This is a genomic window from Streptomyces sp. CB01373 (assembly GCF_002803075.1).
Classification (GTDB): domain Bacteria; phylum Actinomycetota; class Actinomycetes; order Streptomycetales; family Streptomycetaceae; genus Streptomyces.
This window is the reverse complement of sequence record NZ_NNBK01000018.1, coordinates 96070-113355: the sequence shown is the minus strand read 5'-3', so window position 1 is coordinate 113355 and position 17286 is coordinate 96070. Positions and strand designations below refer to the sequence as shown.

Here is a 17286-nt window from a genome sequence, read left to right as displayed (position 1 = left end):
CACGGCACGATCATGATGCTGCTGTTCGCCACCCCCATGTTCGCGGGCTTCACGAACGCGGTGATGCCGCTGCAGATCGGCGCCCCCGACCTGGCCTTCCCCCGCCTGAACGCCCTGTCGTACTGGATGTACCTCTTCGGCGGGCTCATGGTCGTGTCGGGGTTCCTCGTGCCCGGCGGCTCGGCGGCCTTCGGCTGGTTCGCCTACGCGCCGCTGAACAGCGCCTACTTCTCCCCCGGCGCCGGCGGCGATCTGTGGGCGATGGGACTGGTGGTGACGGGTGTGTCGACCACGCTCAGCGCGGTGAACTTCATCGCCACGATCACGACCCTGCGCGCACCCGGGATGACGATGTTCCGGATGCCGATCTTCACCTGGAACGTGCTGTTCACCTCGATCCTGGTGCTGCCCGCCTTCCCGGTGCTGACCGCCGCGCTGCTCGCCCTGGAGGCGGACCGGAAGTTCGGGGCGCACGTCTTCGACGCGGCCAACGGCGGGGCGCTGCTGTGGCAGCACCTGTTCTGGTTCTTCGGCCACCCGGAGGTCTACATCGTCGCGCTGCCGTTCTTCGGGATCGTCAGTGAGATCGTCCCGGTCTTCTCCCGCAAGCCGCAGTTCGGCTACCTGCCGATGATCGGGGCGACCATCGCGATCACCATGCTGTCCGCGGTGGTGTGGGCGCACCACATGTTCGCCACGGGCGCGGTGCTGCTGCCGTTCTTCTCGGTCATGTCGTTCCTGATCGCGGTGCCCACCGGGATCAAGTTCTTCGCCTGGATCGGGACGATGCGCCACGGCTCGCTGTCGTTCGAGACGCCGATGCTGTGGTCGATCGGATTCATGGTGTCGTTCCTGCTGGGCGGGTTGAGCGGCGTGCTGATCGCCTCGCCGCCGCTGGACTTCCACGTGACCGACTCGTACTTCATCGTGGCCCACCTGCACTACGTGCTGTTCGGCACCGTGGTGTTCGCGATGTTCGGCGGGTTCTACTTCTGGTGGCCGAAGATCACCGGGAAGTTGCTGGACGAGCGGCTCGGCAAGATCCATTTCTGGCTGCTCTTCCCCGGCTTCCAGCTCACCTTCCTGGTGCAGCACTGGCTCGGCGCGGAGGGGATGCCCCGCCGGTACGCCGACTACCTGCCCGCCGACGGCTTCACCCTCCTGAACACACTCTCCTCGGCGGGGGCGTTCCTGCTCGGCGCGTCCACCCTGCCGTTCCTCTACAACGTCTGGCACACCTCACGCCATGGACGGAAGGTCACCGTGGACGACCCCTGGGGGTACGGGCGCGCCCTGGAGTGGGCGACCTCCTGCCCGCCGCCGCGGCACAACTTCGAGGCGCTGCCGCGGATCCGCTCGGAGGCGCCCGCCTTCGACCTGCACCATCCCGACGTCGTGCGGCAGGCGGCACTGGAGGGACGCCGATGAAGGTGGAGGCCCTGCTCTTCGGCGGTGTCGCGCTGTTCTTCGGCGGCAGCGCCGCCCTGTACGGCGTCTGGTCCGGCGAGCCGGCCGGCACTGCGGCGCTGGTCATCGCCTGCGGAATGGCGGCGCTGGACTCCTTCTTCTGCGTCATCCAGTACCGCCGCAAGGGAGCTCGCCCGCAGGACCGCCGTGAGGCCGAGGTCGCCGACGCCGCCGGGCCGCTGGAGTTCTTCCCCCCGGAGAGCACCTGGCCGGTCATCACCGCGCTGGGCTTCTCGGTCACCGCGCTGGGCGTGGTCTACGGACTGTGGCTGTTCCTCATCGGTCTCGCGGTGCTGGCGCGGGGGGTGGCGGGGATGGCGTTCCAGTACGTTCACCGGGGCGAGTGACGACCGGTCCCACCGGGGTTCCGGGCCGGCGGGACTCGACGGGGCGGTGCTCGCTCTCGTAGCCCCCGGTGATGGACTGCCGCACCCGGCCGGTCTCCTCGCCCTCGGCGAGGACCTCCTGCTCCTTGGCCAGCAGGGCGTGGCACAGGGTTCGGGTGACCAGGAAGGCGGCGACGGGGGCCAGCACGAACGAGATCCGCAGCACCCAGGTGATCGTGTTCACGGAGACCCGGAAGGTTGCGGCGATGACGTCGTTGCCGCCCTCCAGCAGCAGCACGCCGTAGAAGACGATCCCGGCGACGCCGAGGCCGGTGCGCACGGGGCGCTCCCGAGGCCGGTCGCACAGGTGCTGCTCCTGGTGCCACTCCCCCGTCAGCCACTGCTCGGCGAACGGGTACGCGTACAGGACGGCGAACAGCAGCGCCGGCAGGACCACCGCCGGCAGGAAGGCGTTCCACATGATCGTGTGCCCGGCCACGTTCGTCTCCCAGGCCGGCATCAGCCGCAGTGAGCCCTCCAGGAACCCGACGTACCAGTCCGGCTGGGACCCGGTGGACGCCAGGTCCGGCTGGTAGGGGCCGTAGGTCCACACCGGGTTGATCTGGGCGATCCCGGCGAGCACGAACAGCACGCCGAAGACGGTGAACTGCAGGCCCAGCGAAGAGGCGGTGAACTCGGGGAAGAGCGGTTTGCCCCGCACGTTGCGATTGCTGCGGCCCGGGCCGCGCCACTGGGTGTGCTTCAGGTAGAAGACGAGGACCAGGTGCACGACGACCAGGGCGATCAGGACGCCCGGCAGCAGCAGGATGTGCAGGCTGTACAGCCGGGGGATGATCTCGTGCCCGGGGTACTCGCCGCCGAACGCGAAGAAGCTGACATAGGTGCCGATCAGCGGCAGGGACAGCACGATCGCCTGGGCGATGCGCAGCCCGGTGCCGGAGAGCAGGTCGTCGGGGAGGGAGTAGCCCGCGAAGCCTTCGGCGATGGCGAGGGCGAACAGTGTCACCCCGATGACCCAGTTGATCTCCCTGGGCCTGCGGAAGGCGCCCGTGAAGAAGATCCGCAGCAGATGCGCGCCGATCGCGGCGACGAAGACGAGCGCCGCCCAGTGGTGGGCCTGCCGCAGCAGCAGCCCGCCACGGATGTCGAAGCTGATGCGCAGGGTGGAGTCGAACGCCTCCGACATGAGCACCCCACGCAGCGGCGCGTACGACCCGGCGTAGGCGACCTCGCGCATCCCCGGCTCGAAGAACAGCGTCAGCCACACACCGGTCAGGACCAGCACGATCAGGCTGTACAGGGCGATTTCGCCGAGCAGGAACGACCAGTGCTCGGGGAACGCCTTGCGCATCAGCCCGCCGCCCTCGGACAGCGGCAGCCGGGCGTCCAGGAATCCGGTGAGACGCTCACCGGCCACGGCTCCGCGCGCGGTGCGTCCGCGCCGTGCCGGGGGGCTCACGGCTCCTCCGCTCCGCCGCCCTCGTCCCGGCCGCCCTCGCCCGTCTCCGGGGTCGATCGGGCGGCCCGCTCCACGTCGGCCTCGGTCTCGGTGCGCGGTTTGCCCTCGTCGCTCGCGTACTCGCCCAGGGCGGCCTGGAGATCACGGGCCAGGTCCCGCCAGGCCCGCCACGCCGTCTCGTACGTCTCGCTCTGCGTGCCGGTCCACTGTGCCTGCGCGGGCGGTCCGTAGTTCTGCCGCAGCTGCTCGACCCGGGCGTGTGCCTCGTCGGCCGCCCGCTGTTTGGCCACGAGCTCTTCGAAGGTGTGTGACACAGCCCGGACCCTAAGCACGACCGGCGCGCGCGGCGGTCCCGACCTGCCGGGCGGGGACATGGCACACCCGTGTGGCGGGTCGCGGGTCCATGGGCGGCATCACGGCGCCGGTGCTCGCCCCGCACCGGACGTGTGACGGAGCGTGGGGCGGTCGGAAGGTTGATCGGTCCGGCCCTCCGCCGGGAGGGCCGGACCGATGCACTGACCGGCTGCCACCGGCCGGCAGGCCGGGCGGTGGCGTGGGGGGAGCCGGTCAGCGGCCCGGGGCGAACGGCTCAGGGGGTAGCCGCTCGGGAGGGGCCGTTCAGTGGGTCCGGCCGCGCCCGGATCCGTACGCGGGGCCGGAGTGGTGGCCTCCGGCACCGGACTGCGGCGCGTCGGACTGGTCGGTGCCGGACTGCTGGTCCGCCGCGCCGGCCGTGTCGCCGACCGCGCCGAATGTCGCGCCCGTCGCCTCGAGGGCGGTGGTGACCGGCTGGAAGAAGGTCTCGCCGCCCCGGGTGCAGTCGCCGCTGCCACCCGAGGTGAGGCCGACCGCGCCGCCGTTCTGGGTGAACAGGGGGCCGCCGCTGTCGCCGGGCTCGGCGCAGACGTTGGTCTGGACGAGACCGGTGACGGTGTCGACGCCGCCGTTGTCGCTCTGGAAGTTGACGGTGGCGTCGAGGCCGGTGACCGTGCCGTTGTGCAGTCCGGTGGTGCTGCCCATGCGGAACACCGTCGCACCGACGGTGGCCTCGGCCGCCCCGGTGATCTGGACGCTCTGCCCGTTGCCGACGTCGACCGTGCTCGGCGCCTGGGTGGCCGGGTCGTCGTACGTGACGAGGGCGAGGTCGCTGCCGGGGAAGGTGGCCTGGTCCACGGTGGCCACCGGGCCGCCGTTCTGGGAGTCGGACCACTGCGCGGCCGAGACACCGCAGTGCCCGGCGGTCAGGAAGGCGGGGCTGCCGTCGCTCGCGGTGACGTTGAAGCCGAGGGAGCAACGGACGGTGCCGCCCTGCGCCCGGGCGAAGATGGCGTCGCCGCCGGCGGCGAAGGTCTTGAAGGTGCCGGCGGACTTCTTCAGGGTCGCCATGCCGGAGCCGAGACCGCGGACGGTGGCCTGGAGTCTGTTCCACTGGGCGCCGGTGACCGTGCTGTCGGCGGTGACCACGACCTTGTTGGTGCGCGGGTCGACGGCCCAGGAGGTGCCCGGGATGGTGGCGTCGGCCTTCAGGGTCCGGGCGGCGGACTTCAGGGCGGCGGTGCTGTTGCCGACCTGGCGGACGGCCGCGCCCGCCTTCTTCGCCCGGAGGACGGTGTCGGCGTCGCCGCCCGCGATGTTGACGACGAGCCGCTGTCCGGCGCTGTCGTAGTAGGAGCCGGCGAAGGAGTCGCCGAGTTCCGTGGCGAGCCGGGTGGAAAGACCCGAGGCGTCCGCGGCCTTGAGGGTCCTGGGAGTGGCGTCGTCCGCAGCGCCGTCCTGGGAGGCGTTGGCGTTCGGAAGCAGTATCGCCGCCGCTCCGAGCGCCACCACGCCGCCCGCCGCTATCGCGGCCCTGCGCTTCGGAATTCGCTTGTGACTCAAACTTCTCGACCTCCTGGGGACGCGGTCCGTGCCGCCGTCCGGGGCGGTTGGGGGGACGCCTGGACAGCTCTTGGTACGCAGGGAGCGGCCACCGTGTTCAATCCCGTTCGCCAACTCCCCCAAGTTCGCGCTGAATCGGCCAACTCGCGGCCCAGGAAAGCCGTATGCGGCCTTGGACTGGCGGGCTCGCATGTTGAGGTGCCGTCACGGTCATGCCCCGCCGGACAGGTCGGCGAGGGCATCCAGTTGGTGGCGGCTGAATCGTGAGATCGAGGCGAATGGCCGCGCTCGTCGGCGCAGTCGGCCAGGACCGGCCCCAGGTCCAGCACACCGCGCCTACCGCGATTCTTCTGTGCCTACGATCACCAACCGGAGGTGGGGCGCTGCCCGGTCGGACAATCCAAGTGCGGTCCGCTCGCCCCGCGTGATACTCCTCCCTGCCATGGGCGATCTTGTGACAGCGCGGCTCGTGCTTCATCCGATGACCGTCAGCGAGGCTGAGCGAGTGGTGGCGGGCGAGTCGCACAGCGGTGCCCGATGGGCGCCCGGATACCCCACCGATGGGGACGTGTCCGCCGCCAGGCGCTTCCTGGGCACCTGCGCGAACACCGGTGATCCCCAGCCGTTCGGCAACTATGAGATCCGTCGCCGCGAGGACGGTCAGGCGATCGGCGGCCTGGGCTTCCACGGACCCGCGGACGAGAACGGCAGCGTCACGATCGGCTACGGTCTCATCCCGTCAGCACGAGGCAAGGGATACGCCTCCGAAGCCCTCCGCGGACTGCTGCTGTTCGCGCGGGCGCGCGGCGTCACCTGCGTGAAAGGCGACGCCGACCACGACAACATCGCGTCCCAGCACGTCATGTTGGCAGCCGGCATGCGGCCGGCCGGGCAAGATGAACGCATCAGGTACTTCGAGATCGCCTGGACCGGCACGACGCCGGATACTGACCCACGCTCCTAGCCGGGGTACCCGATCCCGTCCGCGGCCTGGTCCTGGCCCGGCTCGACGTGGGCGACAAGACCAACGAGATCACGTGCTTACGGACTGCCCCGCGATTGCTCCTGGGGCATGCCGGTCCGGGGGGCGGGCTGGTGGTCCAGCAATCGCTGGTCGGCCCGTTACTCGTACCGGTACTTCAGCGAATCCGCCTCCGCCTGCTCGATGTCGGCGATCGTCAGCTCCGGCATCCGCAGCTGGGCCAGCGTCACCTCGGCCGAGATCGGCTGGGCGTCCGCCGGCAGCCACTGCTCCGGCTTCCAGGCCCCGCTGCGAGGAGTTGCGGGCCCTGCCGGTGTCAGACCACGGCGAGCCGGTCCACCAGCAGTTCCACCCTCCGCTCGGCGTCCCCCGGCGGCAGCCGTCCCGCCCGGGTCAGGGTCGCCAGCCCGTGCAGAGCCGCCCAGAACACCTCGGTGAACAGCGCCGGGTGCACGCCGTCCCCGGCGACCTCGCCGAGGTTTTCCAGCAGGGCGGCAAAGGCGTCCTTCAGCGGCTCCGGGGTGTCCTCCTTCGCGAACGCCAGGCCGCCGTCGAGCTGGAACATGGCGTCGTAGACCGCCGGGTTGCGCTCGGCGAAGTCGAGGTAGGCGCGGGCGAGGGCCGTGACCCGGGCGCGCGGGCCGTCCGCGGCGGAGGCCACGGCCCGCAGCGCCACGGCCATCTCGGCGGCACCCTGGAGGGCGACGGCGCCGATGATCTCGCGCTTGCCGCGGAAATGGCTGTAGAGGACGGGCTGGCTGTATTCGATGCGCTCGGCGAGCCGACGAGTGGTGACCGCGTCCCAGCCCTGCTGCTCGGCGAGTTCTCGGGCCGTCGCCACGATGAGCCGCTCGCGGCCCGCCCGTTCGCGCTGCTTGCGTTCCTGTACCGACATGGCTCGACCTTAGCACCGCTAGACAATCGATCGGCAGTAGCGCTAGCGTTGCCTCATCAGCTAGCAGCACTAGATCCCAGGGGGCATCATGCTCGACGCACTCGAGGTCTTCACCATCGTGGCCGTAGGCCTGATGGTGGGGGTCGAGTTCTCCGTCGCCTTCGTCATCAACCCGATCCTCAACGGCCTCCCCGGCGACAGTGCCGTGCGCGGCCGCGCCCACGGGGCCCGGATGCTCGGCGCCGTGATGCCGTTCTGGTACATCGGCTCGCTCGTCCTCGTCGCGGCCCGGGCCGTCGCCGGGTGGCATCACCACGGCACCGGCCTCGTCGTCATCGCCGCCGCGCTGCTGATCCTGAGCGTGATCATGTCGCTCCTGCTGCTCGTCCCGATCAACAACCGGGGCAGGACATGGACCCCCGACAACCTGCCCGAGGACTGGAAGGAGCAGATGAACCGCTGGAACCGCTTCCACTACCTCCGCGTCGCCGTCCTCATCGCCGCCTTCGCCCTGCTCGCGGCCGCCCTCGCCTGAGCCTGCGGACCGGGACCGCGCAGGTGCCGCGCCGCGGTGCCATGCGTAGCCGGCATGGCACGCTCCGCCACCGTGCGGCGACGTTCGGTGGCGAACCGGAAGCGGAATCCGGGCTTCAGTGAATCTGCACATCGAATGCCCAGCGGGGTCACCGTGTTCGGAGGATCTGCACAACCGCGCGCCCCCGGCGCGGCCTTCGGCGTCCGGTTCCCGGTCCACCGGCGCGGCGGCAAGGGAGGCGGTGCGCCGATGCGGCGCGGCGTGTGAAGAAGTGGCCGCCATACCGTTTCCGGGCCTGCACGGTTCTCCGGCCACGTCGTCAAGTGCCCTGGTGGGGGGCTTGGTTGAGTGGAATCGGCGGGCGGCACCGTGCTTACATCCATCGCAACGCGGGACCCCGGCCGGGCACTCGGGAAGCGGGACCCGGCACCCGCGTTCGCGGCCGTCTTTCCCCACAGAGGGCCGCTCCCCCCTTGTGAGACATCCATATGAAGGGACGTTCCAATCATGAACCCGACCCCCCAGGTCGAGACCGCCGAGATCTCCGACGCCGACCTCGACAACGTCTCCGGCGGCCTGTCCGTGAACGCTCTGGGCACCGCCACCGGCCTGGTGGACAGCGTTGTCCCGGTCTCCGGCGTGGTGAACACGGCCGTCGGCACCGTCGAGGGCGCCACCGGTCTGAGCACCGCCCCGGTCGCCAACCTGGTCGCCGGTCTCTGATCGCACCTCGTCGCCGCCGAGTCCCGGGACCGCACGCCGGTTCCGGGACTCGCGGTCGCCGCAGAAAGCCGTAACGTGCAGTTCCGACAACAGGCCCTCGCCAAGCTCGAGTCGCCGGAAGAACTCGACCTCCCGGTGCGGCTCGCCCGTCCCCAGGGATGGCTCGTCCTGTCCGTCACCCTCCTCGCCGTGGCGGCCGCGTCGCTGTGGGCGGTGACGGGATCGGTCGCCTCCACCGTCGGCGCGCCCGCCATCCTCACGCACGCGCAGGGCAGTTACGTCCTGCAGAGCCCGGTCGCCGGACAGGTCACCGCGGTCCTCGCCGAGGAGGGCGAGCGGCTGCCCTCGAACTCGCCCGTGCTGAAGGTGCGTACCGGCCAGGGCGAGCAGACCGTGCGCACGGTGGCCGCGGGCCGGATCACCGCGCTCGCCGCCACCATCGGCCAGATCCTGTCCACCGGCGCGGACGTCGCCGCCGTGGAGAAGGTCGCCCACGCCTCCGACCCGCTGTACGCGACCGTGTACGTGCCGGCCGAGAACGCCGCCGCCGTCCCCGTCGGCGCCCCGGTCGACCTGACCGTGTCCTCGGTGCCCGCCCAGCGCTACGGCGTGCTGCGCGGCCATGTGAAGGCGGTGGACCGGTCGGCCCAGTCGGCGCAGCGGATCGCCGCCTTCCTCGGCGACAGCCGGCTCGGCGAACAGTTCACCCGGAAGGGCCGGCCCGTCGCCGTACTCGTACGCCTCGACACCTCGTCCACGACGGAGAGCGGCCTCACCTGGTCCTCCGCCGGGGGCCCGCCGTACCGGCTCGACTCCATGACCGCGGCCACCGCCTCGATCCGGCTGGCCGACCAGCGTCCCCTCGATTGGCTGCTGCCGTGACCACCACCCAGGAGACCCGCGGCCGCCGGCGCGCCGCCCGGCCCGCGCGGTCCGGCCCCAGGACGCGGGGCCGGACCGTCCGCACGCCCACGGTGCTCCAGATGGAGGCCGTGGAGTGCGGCGCCGCCTCGCTCGCCATGGTGCTCGGTCACCACGGCCGCCATGTCCCGCTGGAGGAACTGCGGATCGCCTGCGGCGTCTCCCGGGACGGCTCACGGGCGAGCAACCTGCTGAAGGCGGCCCGCGGTTACGGTCTGACGGCCAAGGGCATGCAGATGGACACCGCCGCCCTCGCCGGGGTGAAGGCCCCGGCCGTCCTCTTCTGGGAGTTCAACCACTACGTCGTCTACGACGGCATGGGCCGCCGCCTCGGCCGGCGCGGGGTGTACGTCAACGACCCCGGCAAGGGCCGCTGTTTCGTGCCCATGGAGGACTTCGACACCAGCTACACCGGTGTCGTGCTGGTGATGGAGCCCGGCGAGGACTTCGAGAAGGGCGGCCGCAAACCCGGAGTCCTGGGCGCGCTGCCGGCCCGGATGCGCGGCACCGCGGGCACGATGCCGGCGGCGGTGCTGGCCAGTCTGCTGCTGGTCGCGGTCGGCGCGGCGGTGCCCGCGCTCAGCAGGACCTACATCGACACCTACCTGATCGGCGGCCGGACCTCGCTGCTGGGCGTGCTGTTCGCGTCGATGGGCGTGTGCGTGCTGCTCACCGTCGTGCTGACCTGGTTGCAGCAGGCCAACCTGCTGCACGGGCGCCTCATCTCCTCCACGCTCGCCGGCGCCCGCTTCCTGCGCCACCTGCTGCGGCTGCCGGTCACCTTCTTCGCCCAGCGCGCCCCGGCCGACCTGGTGCAGCGGCTGGCCTCCAACGACCAGGTGGCCGAGACCCTGGCCCGCGATCTGGCGGCGGCCGGCGTCGACGCGGTGGTCGTGGTGCTGTACGCGCTGCTGCTCTACACCTACGACCCGCAGCTGACGTTCGTCGGCATCGGCGTGGCCCTGCTGAACGTCGTGGCGATGCGGGTGGTCGTACGGCTGCGCGCCACCCGTACGGCGAAGCTGCGCGCGGACAATGCCCGGCTGACCAACACCGCTTACACCGGGCTCCAGTTGATCGAGACGATGAAGGCGACCGGCGGCGAGGACGGCTACTTCCGCAAGTGGGCCGGGCAGCACGCCGCGACCCTGGAGGAGCAGCAGCGGCTCGGGGTGCCGACCGCCTGGCTGGGCGTGGTCGCCCCGGCGCTCGCCACCCTCAACAGCGCGCTGATCCTGTGGATCGGCGGAATGCGGGCCGTCGAGGGGCACATCTCGGTCGGGCTGCTGGTCGCGTTCCAGGCGCTGGTGACCCGGTTCACCGCGCCGCTGACCCGGCTCAACGGAGTCGCGGGCCGCATCCAGGACTTCGCGGCGGACGTGGCCCGGCTCAAGGACGTCGAGAACTTCCAGGCCGACCCCCTGTACACCCGCCCCCGCGGCGGGGACTCCACCCGCCGGCTGCACGGGCACGTGGAGCTGGAGAACCTCACCTTCGGCTACAGCCCGCTGGACAAGCCGCTGCTGACCGGCTTCGACCTGACCGTCGGGCCCGGCCGTCAGGTCGCGCTCGTGGGCGGCTCCGGCAGCGGCAAGTCGACCGTCTCCCGCCTGATCTCGGGCCTCTACACGCCCTGGGACGGGGTGATCCGCATCGACGGGCAGCGCCTTGAGGACATTCCGCGCGGGGCGCTGGCGGCCTCCGTGTCGTTCGTCGACCAGGACGTGTTCCTCTTCGAGGGCACGGTTCGCGACAACGTGGCCCTGTGGGACCCGTCGATCCCGGACGACGCCGTGGTGGAGGCGCTGCGCGACGCGGCCCTGTACGAGGTCGTGACGCGCCGCCCCGGCGGCATCCACAGCAGGGTCGAGCAGGACGGCCGCAACTTCTCCGGCGGTCAGCGCCAACGCCTTGAGATCGCCCGCGCGTTGGTGCGCCGGCCCAGCATCCTCGTGCTCGACGAGGTGACCAGCGCCCTGGACGGCGAGACCGAGCAGACCGTCATGGACAACCTGCGGCGGCGCGGCTGCGCCTGCGTGGTGATCGCGCACCGGCTGTCCACCGTGCGCGACAGCGACGAGATCGTCGTGCTCCAGCACGGCACGGTCGTCGAGCGCGGGCGGCACGGGGAACTGATGGCGCACGGCGGCGCGTACGCGGCGCTGGTCAGGGAGCGGTGAGATGACGACAGCGGGCGAGCCGGACCTGGTACTCGGGGCTCTCGGCTCCCTGGGCACGCCGATCGACTGCTCGGGCTTCAACCGGCTCGACCTGGCGGGCCCCCAGGAGCTGTGGCTGATCGCGGCCGGCGCGGTGGACCTGTTCGCGGTCGACGCGGCGCGGCAGGGCCACTGGCACCACCTGGGCCGGCTGGAGGCGGGCTCGCTGCTGCTCGGTCCCGTCACGGGCCCGCGGCACACCCTGGTCGCGCGCCCGCTGCGGAACTGCGTGGTCCGGCGTATCGGGTTGCGCGAGCTGTACCAGCAGGCGAGCACCGAGACCTGGTCGTACGACGAGTACGGCGATCCCCAGTACGTGCCGCCGCGGACCAGCCCGCTGGAGTACGCCCTCGCGCTGGGCGTCGGCCGCGGCCTGTCCGTGCTCTTCCAGGCGCCGATGGCCGAGGAGCGGGCGGCGGCGCCCACGGACGACGAGGTGTTCTGGATGCGGGTCCCGCCGGGCAGCGTGCAGTACGGGGCGCTGTACGGCGCCCCGGCCGCGGCCGACCTGCTGATGGACCCCGCCCTGTGGCAGAGCGTGGTCGATCAGCAGTACCGGCTGCTGACCGCCCTGGACCGCTGGATCGAGGAGCTGGAACGCACCCACGAGACCCGGACGGCGGCCGGCATCAAGGCCGGTGAGGCGGTGCGCGCCCAGGCGGACCGGACGCTGCTGGCGTCCATCGGCCGGTCCTCGGCGGGACGGCCCACGGCCGCTGACGCCGACGCCGGCTACGCGGCCTGTGAGCTGGTCGCCCGGGCCGCCGGGATCACCCTGGCCGCACCGCCCCAGGCCGGCACCGAGAGCGACCGCCTCGACCCGGTGGAGCGGGTCGCCCTGGCCTCCCGGGTGCGCACCAGGACCGTACGCCTTCAGGGCCGCTGGTGGCGGGAGGACATCGGTCCGCTGGTGGGGCACCGGGCGCTGTCCGGGGCGCCGGTCGCGCTGCTGTGGCGGCGCGGCGGATACGTCGCCGTGCACCCGGCCACCGGGCGGGAGAACCCGGTGGAGAAGGCGAACGCGGAGGAGTTCGAGCCGCGCGCGGTGATGTTCTACCGGCCGCTGCCCGACCGTCCGCTCGGCCCGTTCGGGCTGCTGCGGTTCAGCCTGCGCGGCACCGGCGGCGATCTGCTTAACCTGCTGTCCGCCGGGCTGGTGACGGTCGTCCTCGGGGCGCTGGTGCCCATCGCGACCGGCAAGGTGCTCGGCGAGTACGTGCCCAGGGCCGAGCAGGGCCTCATCACTCAGATGTGCCTGGCCGTGATCATCAGCAGTGTGGTGGCGGCGGCCTTCATGCTCCTGCAGAACCTGACGGTCCTGCGGCTGGAGGGCCGTATCGAGGCCACCCTCCAGTCGGCCGTGTGGGACCGGCTGCTGCGGCTGCCGACGAAGTTCTTCACCGAGCGCTCCACCGGTGAGCTGGCGAGCGCGGCCATGGGGGTCGGCGCGATCCGCCGGCTGCTGGCGGGGGTGGGCCCGGTGGTCGCCCAGTCGGTGACCGTGGGCGCGATGAACCTGGGGCTGCTGTTCTGGTACAGCGCCTCCATGGCGCTGGCGGCGCTCGGCATGCTGGTGGTGATCGGCGTCGTGTTCCTCGGGCTCGGGCTGTGGCAGGCGCGATGGCAGCGGCATCTGGTCGTGCTCACCAACAAGCTGAACAACCAGGCCTTCCAGACACTGCGCGGGCTGCCGAAGCTGCGGGTGGCGGCGGCCGAGAACTACGCGTACGCCGCCTGGGCGTCCCGGTTCGCGCGCAGCCGTGAGTTTCAGCAGAAGGTGGGCCGGATCAAGAACCTCACCACGGTGCTGGGCGCGGTGTACCTGCCGGTGTGCACGCTGCTGATGTTCATGCTGCTGGCGGGCCCGGCGCGCGGTTCCATGTCCGCGGCGGCCTTCCTGGCCTTCAACACCTCGGTGACGATGCTGCTGACCTCGGTCACCCAGCTGACCGGCGCCTTCGTCTCGGCGGTGGCCGCGCTGCCGCTGCTGGAGGAGATCAGGCCCGTGCTGGACGCCGCGCCGGAGGTGCGCACGGCCAGTACCCGGCCGGGGCCGCTGTCCGGGGCGATCGAGGCGCGGCGGCTGTCGTTCCGCTACACGGACGACGGGCCGCTGGTCCTCGACGACGTGTCCTTCGAGGTGCGGCCGGGCGAGTTCGTGGCGATCGTCGGGCCCAGCGGCTGCGGCAAGTCGACGCTGCTGAGGCTGCTGATCGGGTTCGACCGGCCGCTGTCCGGCAGCGTGCTGTACGACGGCCAGGACCTGGCAGCCCTTGACCAGTCGGCCGTGCGCCGGCAGTGCGGGGTCGTGCTCCAGCACGCGCAGCCGTTCACCGGTTCGATCCTGGACGTCATCCGCGGCACGGAGCCGTGCACGGCCGAGGAGGCGATGGCGGCGGCCGAACTGGCGGGCCTCGCGCGGGACATCGAGCGGATGCCGATGGGCCTGCACACGATCGTGTCGGGAAGCGGCGCGGTCTCCGGCGGCCAGCGGCAACGCCTGATGATCGCCCAGGCGCTGGTGCGCCGGCCACGGATCCTCTTCTTCGACGAGGCGACCAGCGCGCTGGACAACGGCACGCAGCGCACGGTGATCGAGAGCACCCGCAAGCTCAACGCCACCCGCGTCGTCATCGCCCACCGGCTGTCGACGGTGCTCGACGCGGACCGGGTCGTCGTGATGGAGGACGGCAGGGTCGTCCAGCAGGGGCCGCCCGCCGAACTGCTCGCGGACACGGGCGGGCGGCTGCACGAACTGGTGCGGCGGCAGATGGCGTGAGGCCGGTCCGGACCGTGCAGGCCCGGCCGTTCAGTCCTCGCCCGGGATGGGCGCCCCGGAGGGGACTCCGGCGGCGACGTACGCCTCGTAGAAGCCCTTCCACGGGGCGTGGACTCCGGCGTGCGGTCCCTCGAAGCGCTCGCCGCGCGCCCGGGCGTCCAGGGCGGCAAGGCAGACCTCCCAGCCGGCGCCGTTGCGGGCGGCGGTGTCCTCGGCGGCGAGGACGTCGGTGAGGGTGAGGCGGGTGTGCCGGTCGTCGAGTTCTTCCAGGTCGAAGTGGAGTTCGTCGCCGCCCCACTCGAAGGACAGGTGCCGGGGCGGGTCGACGGCGAGCACGGTGCCGGTGAACTCCTCCGCCCCCGTCTCCCCGCGGAAGGCGATGGTGCCGCCGGGCCGCAGGTCCATCTCGGCGCGGAAGGGGAACCACAGCGCGAGTTCGCCGGGGTCGGTCACGAAGTGCCAGACGCGGTCCACGGGATGGCCGTGGACGCGGGTGAAGCGAAGGGCGGGGCGGCCGTCGCCGAGCCGCAGAAAGGTGCCGGTGAGGTCCGCGGGCATGGGGATCAGTCCTTCGGGGTCTGCCTCGGAGGAGGGGGTCGGCGTCGACGGAATGTACCGGGCCGGGCCCGTGCGGGGCGCATGGAACCGCCGGGCCGGGTACGCGTGGGGCACGAGATCCACCACCAGCCGCTCCGGCGGCCGCGTGGTTCCGCCCGAAGCGGACCGGACGAGGACAGGAGGCGGCCACGGCCGAGAAGCCCGGGAAGCGCGGGGACACCGGTGGTGACGAGCGACGCTCCGACCGGCCGGAGACAGCGGCAGGCGAGGTGCTGCGCGAGTTCGAGAACGCCGAGAAGGACGTCACGGGGGCCGCCGGGCGGCGCCACCGGGGCGAGGCGGGCGACGCCATCACCCCGAGCACCCGGGCCGAGGAGGAGTCCGAGGGCGACTGACCCGGCCGGTCCCGGTGCCTCTTGGGCCGGGAAGGACGAGGGTGGCTCGCCGGGCGTCACGGGTACCCGGGGTCCATGGCCGACGATCGGCGAGGACCCGAGCTGCCTCCCGCCCGTGGGCCGGTCTCCGCGGCTGTGACGGCGTACCTGCGGGGCACCGGTCCGCCGCCCCGTGCCGAGGACGCCGGCGGCGCGGCGGCCTACGGCGACGATCTCCAGCTCGCCCTGTACCTCTGCTACGAGCTGCACTACCGCGGCTTCGCGGAGGTCGACGCCCGGTACGAGTGGGACCCGGGCCTGCTGGCGGTCCGCTCGGCCCTGGAGCACCGCTTCCTGACCGCCCTGCGCGCCGACACGCCCGTGCACGACAGCCTCGACGACGCACTCGCCCAGGTGCTCGTCGAGCCGGTCGAGGGCACCGGGGTCAGTCACTACCTGCGGGACGAGGGCAGGCTGTGGCAGTTGCGCGAGTACGCGGCACAGCGCTCCCTGTACCACCTCAAGGAGGCCGACCCGCACGCCTGGGTGCTGCCGCGCCTGTGGGGCCGGGCCAAGGCGGCGATGGCGGCGGTCGAGTTCGACGAGTGGGGCGGCGGCCGCGCCGAGCGCGTCCACGCCCGGCTGTTCGCCGACCTGATGGCGGACCTGGGCCTGGACACGACATACGGCCGCCACCTGGACGCGGCCACGGCGGAAGCGCTGGCGACGGTGAACCTGATGTCCCTGTTCGGCCTGCACCGCGAGCTGCGGGGCGCCCTGGTGGGGCATTTCGCCGCGGTCGAGATCACCTCCTCCCCCGGCTCCCGCCGACTGGCCGAGGCCATGCGCCGGACGGGCGCGGGACCGGCCGCGCGGTTCTTCTACGACGAGCACGTGGAGGCGGACGCGGTGCACGAGCAGGTCGTACGCCACGACGTCATCGGCGGGCTGCTGGCCGAGGAGCCGGAGCTGGCGTCCGACGTGGCCTTCGGCATCGACGCGACCGGATACCTGGAGGACCGTTTCGGCGGGCGGCTGCTCGCCGACTGGCGGGCCGGCCGGTCGTCGCTGCGGACACCCCTCGCGGCGGAAACGACCGGTATCTCCTGAATGCCGGGGTACCCGCCGGATGTGAACGCACTGGTGCTTCCGGGTGTCTACGCCCCGCAGGATGACACCGCGCTGCTGGCCGAGGCCCTGTCCGACGAACCGTGGAAGCCGGGCGCGCGAGTCCTCGACGTGGGCACCGGGAGCGGCGCACTGGCGCTGGTGGCCGCCCGGAGGGGCGCACGGGTGACGGCGGTGGACGTGTCCTGGCGCGCGGTGTGGACGGCCCGGCTCAACGCCCGGCTCAGCCGGCTTCCGGTCCGCATCCACCGCGGGGACCTCTTCGGTCCGGTGCGCGGACGGTCGTTCGACGTGGTCCTGGCCAACCCGCCGTACGTCCCGGCCCCCGACACCCGGCGCGGGCCGCGCGGCAGGCGCCGGGCCTGGGACGCGGGCCGCGACGGGCGGCTCGCCCTGGACCGGATCTGCCGGGACGCGCCCCGGCTGCTGCGGCCCGGGGGCGTGCTGCTGGTCGTGCACTCCGCGCTGAGCGATCCCGACCGCAGCCTGCACCGGCTGCGCGCGGCCGGCCTCGAGGCGGCGGTGGTGCGCCGCCGCCGCATCGCCTTCGGACCCGTACTGCGGTCGCGGCGCGGCTGGCTGCGGGAGAGCGGTCTGCTGTCCGCGGCGGAAGCGGCCGACGAGAAGGAAGAGCTGGTGGTGATCCGTGCCGAACGCCCGCCCGGACAAGGGTGACAACCCGAACACCTCCGCGGACGGTCCGCGGCCCGGTCCGCCCCGCCGGGTCACGATGCGGCGCCGCGGTCCGATCCTGGTCGACGGGCCGGTCGAGGTGGAACTGGAGGACGGCAGCATCGTCTTCTCGGACCGCTTTCGTGTCGCCCTGTGCACCTGCCGCCGCAGCCGCCGCTACCCCTGGTGCGACACCAGCCACCGCGACCGGGCGTAGCGGGCGCCCCACCTCGGGGGCACCGCGGCCTGTGCAGGGGCCGGCGGGCGGCCCCACACCGCCCGCCGGCCCCTGGTACGGAATCGCCCCGTCCCCGCCGCAGGCCCCGCGCTCCCCAGCCACGGGGCCTCC

Annotated in this window: 17 protein-coding genes and 1 pseudogene; 12 read left to right on the top strand and 6 right to left on the bottom strand. The window is 72.3% G+C overall.

Translation table 11 applies throughout. The features are described 5' to 3' along the window. Together CG719_RS27570 and ctaF are read left to right on the top strand one after the other, a co-directional pair. Window positions 1-1428 (top strand): cbb3-type cytochrome c oxidase subunit I (locus CG719_RS27570; protein WP_234375787.1); only part of this gene is annotated, 1428 nt, incomplete at its 5' end. Then, entirely contained in the window at window positions 1425-1814 is a 390-nt protein-coding gene (gene ctaF / locus CG719_RS27565) for an aa3-type cytochrome oxidase subunit IV (RefSeq protein ID WP_100571399.1), read from the top strand. The genes CG719_RS27570 and ctaF, both read left to right, overlap by 4 nt. Here the strand turns inward: ctaF and qcrB are convergent. The 3 genes from qcrB to CG719_RS27550 form a co-directional block, all read right to left on the bottom strand. Further along, a complete protein-coding gene (gene qcrB, locus CG719_RS27560; protein WP_442802749.1) occupies window positions 1744-3273 on the bottom strand; it encodes a cytochrome bc1 complex cytochrome b subunit in 1530 nt (509 codons plus the stop codon). The genes ctaF and qcrB overlap by 71 nt on opposite strands. Continuing rightward, window positions 3270-3587 carry a hypothetical protein gene (locus CG719_RS27555; RefSeq protein WP_100571398.1) on the bottom strand — a complete coding sequence of 106 codons (318 nt, stop codon included), beginning with the start codon at window positions 3585-3587 and terminating at the stop codon, window positions 3270-3272. Before CG719_RS27555 ends, qcrB begins: the two co-directional genes overlap by 4 nt. Before the next feature lie 304 nt (window positions 3588-3891). Further along, a complete protein-coding gene (locus CG719_RS27550) occupies window positions 3892-5151 on the bottom strand; it encodes a S1 family peptidase (RefSeq protein WP_199836800.1) in 1260 nt (419 codons plus the stop codon). A 442-nt stretch (window positions 5152-5593) separates the two neighbouring features. Between CG719_RS27550 and CG719_RS27545 the strand changes: the two genes are divergently transcribed. Further along, a complete protein-coding gene (locus tag CG719_RS27545) occupies window positions 5594-6115 on the top strand; it encodes a GNAT family N-acetyltransferase (RefSeq protein ID WP_100571397.1) in 522 nt (173 codons plus the stop codon). A 158-nt stretch (window positions 6116-6273) separates the two neighbouring features. Here CG719_RS27545 and CG719_RS27540 read toward each other — a convergent pair. Together CG719_RS27540 and CG719_RS27535 are read right to left on the bottom strand one after the other, a co-directional pair. After that, a pseudogene (locus CG719_RS27540) lies at window positions 6274-6426 on the bottom strand (MSMEG_1061 family FMN-dependent PPOX-type flavoprotein); the annotation flags it as partial. Between the two features lie 23 nt (window positions 6427-6449). Beyond that, window positions 6450-7028 carry a TetR/AcrR family transcriptional regulator gene (locus tag CG719_RS27535; RefSeq protein ID WP_100571396.1) on the bottom strand — a complete coding sequence of 193 codons (579 nt, stop codon included), beginning with the start codon at window positions 7026-7028 and terminating at the stop codon, window positions 6450-6452. An 88-nt stretch (window positions 7029-7116) separates the two neighbouring features. On the opposite strand from CG719_RS27535, the gene CG719_RS27530 reads away from it, so the two are divergent. The 5 genes from CG719_RS27530 to CG719_RS27510 all read left to right on the top strand — a co-directional run bounded on the left by CG719_RS27530 (window position 7117) and on the right by CG719_RS27510 (window position 14205). Then, the gene (locus tag CG719_RS27530) at window positions 7117-7563 is read left to right on the top strand and encodes a DUF1772 domain-containing protein (protein WP_100571395.1); all 447 of its coding nucleotides are present in this window, start codon (window positions 7117-7119) and stop codon (window positions 7561-7563) included. Between the two features lie 507 nt (window positions 7564-8070). Beyond that, a complete protein-coding gene (locus CG719_RS27525; RefSeq protein ID WP_100571394.1) occupies window positions 8071-8286 on the top strand; it encodes a type A2 lantipeptide in 216 nt (71 codons plus the stop codon). Window positions 8287-8361: 75 nt separating this feature from the next. Further along, window positions 8362-9168 (top strand): HlyD family efflux transporter periplasmic adaptor subunit, encoded by an 807-nt coding sequence (locus CG719_RS27520; RefSeq protein ID WP_100571393.1) that lies wholly within the window; start codon window positions 8362-8364, stop codon window positions 9166-9168. Then, the gene (locus CG719_RS27515; protein ID WP_100571392.1) at window positions 9165-11387 is read left to right on the top strand and encodes an NHLP family bacteriocin export ABC transporter peptidase/permease/ATPase subunit; all 2223 of its coding nucleotides are present in this window, start codon (window positions 9165-9167) and stop codon (window positions 11385-11387) included. Before CG719_RS27520 ends, CG719_RS27515 begins: the two co-directional genes overlap by 4 nt. 1 nt (window position 11388) lies before the next feature. Continuing rightward, complete coding sequence (locus CG719_RS27510; RefSeq protein WP_100571391.1) at window positions 11389-14205, top strand: NHLP bacteriocin export ABC transporter permease/ATPase subunit; 2817 nt, start codon at window positions 11389-11391, stop codon at window positions 14203-14205. Between the two features lie 30 nt (window positions 14206-14235). Here CG719_RS27510 and CG719_RS27505 read toward each other — a convergent pair whose 3' ends face one another. Then, on the bottom strand, window positions 14236-14763 hold the full coding sequence (locus CG719_RS27505) for an SRPBCC family protein (RefSeq protein WP_100571469.1): 528 nt from the start codon (window positions 14761-14763) through the stop codon (window positions 14236-14238). A 269-nt stretch (window positions 14764-15032) separates the two neighbouring features. Here CG719_RS27505 and CG719_RS37220 point away from each other — a divergent pair, with 269 nt between their 5' ends. From CG719_RS37220 to CG719_RS27490, 4 genes are all read left to right on the top strand, one after another. Beyond that, window positions 15033-15158, top strand: coding sequence for a hypothetical protein (locus tag CG719_RS37220; RefSeq protein ID WP_267895371.1), 126 nt, complete (start codon window positions 15033-15035; stop codon window positions 15156-15158). Window positions 15159-15233: 75 nt separating this feature from the next. Next, entirely contained in the window at window positions 15234-16247 is a 1014-nt protein-coding gene (locus CG719_RS27500; protein ID WP_100571390.1) for an iron-containing redox enzyme family protein, read from the top strand. Continuing rightward, complete coding sequence (locus CG719_RS27495; RefSeq protein ID WP_100571389.1) at window positions 16248-16940, top strand: HemK2/MTQ2 family protein methyltransferase; 693 nt, start codon at window positions 16248-16250, stop codon at window positions 16938-16940. After that, window positions 16912-17154, top strand: coding sequence for a CDGSH iron-sulfur domain-containing protein (locus CG719_RS27490; protein WP_234375786.1), 243 nt, complete (start codon window positions 16912-16914; stop codon window positions 17152-17154). Before CG719_RS27495 ends, CG719_RS27490 begins: the two co-directional genes overlap by 29 nt. Window positions 17155-17286: the final 132 nt, after the last annotated feature.

What these genes read in the sequence shown, in the direction of transcription:
- CG719_RS27525 (WP_100571394.1), top strand. Translation starts at nt 8,071, where the DNA reads ATGAACCCGACCCCCCAGGTCGAGACCGCCGAGATCTCCGACGCCGAC.
- CG719_RS27545 (WP_100571397.1), top strand. Translation starts at nt 5,594, where the DNA reads ATGGGCGATCTTGTGACAGCGCGGCTCGTGCTTCATCCGATGACCGTC.
- ctaF (WP_100571399.1), top strand. Translation starts at nt 1,425, where the DNA reads ATGAAGGTGGAGGCCCTGCTCTTCGGCGGTGTCGCGCTGTTCTTCGGC.
- CG719_RS27530 (WP_100571395.1), top strand. Translation starts at nt 7,117, where the DNA reads ATGCTCGACGCACTCGAGGTCTTCACCATCGTGGCCGTAGGCCTGATG.
- CG719_RS27505 (WP_100571469.1), bottom strand. Translation starts at nt 14,763, where the DNA reads ATGCCCGCGGACCTCACCGGCACCTTTCTGCGGCTCGGCGACGGCCGC.
- CG719_RS27535 (WP_100571396.1), bottom strand. Translation starts at nt 7,028, where the DNA reads ATGTCGGTACAGGAACGCAAGCAGCGCGAACGGGCGGGCCGCGAGCGG.
- CG719_RS27510 (WP_100571391.1), top strand. Translation starts at nt 11,389, where the DNA reads ATGACGACAGCGGGCGAGCCGGACCTGGTACTCGGGGCTCTCGGCTCC.
- CG719_RS27495 (WP_100571389.1), top strand. Translation starts at nt 16,248, where the DNA reads ATGCCGGGGTACCCGCCGGATGTGAACGCACTGGTGCTTCCGGGTGTC.
- CG719_RS27500 (WP_100571390.1), top strand. Translation starts at nt 15,234, where the DNA reads ATGGCCGACGATCGGCGAGGACCCGAGCTGCCTCCCGCCCGTGGGCCG.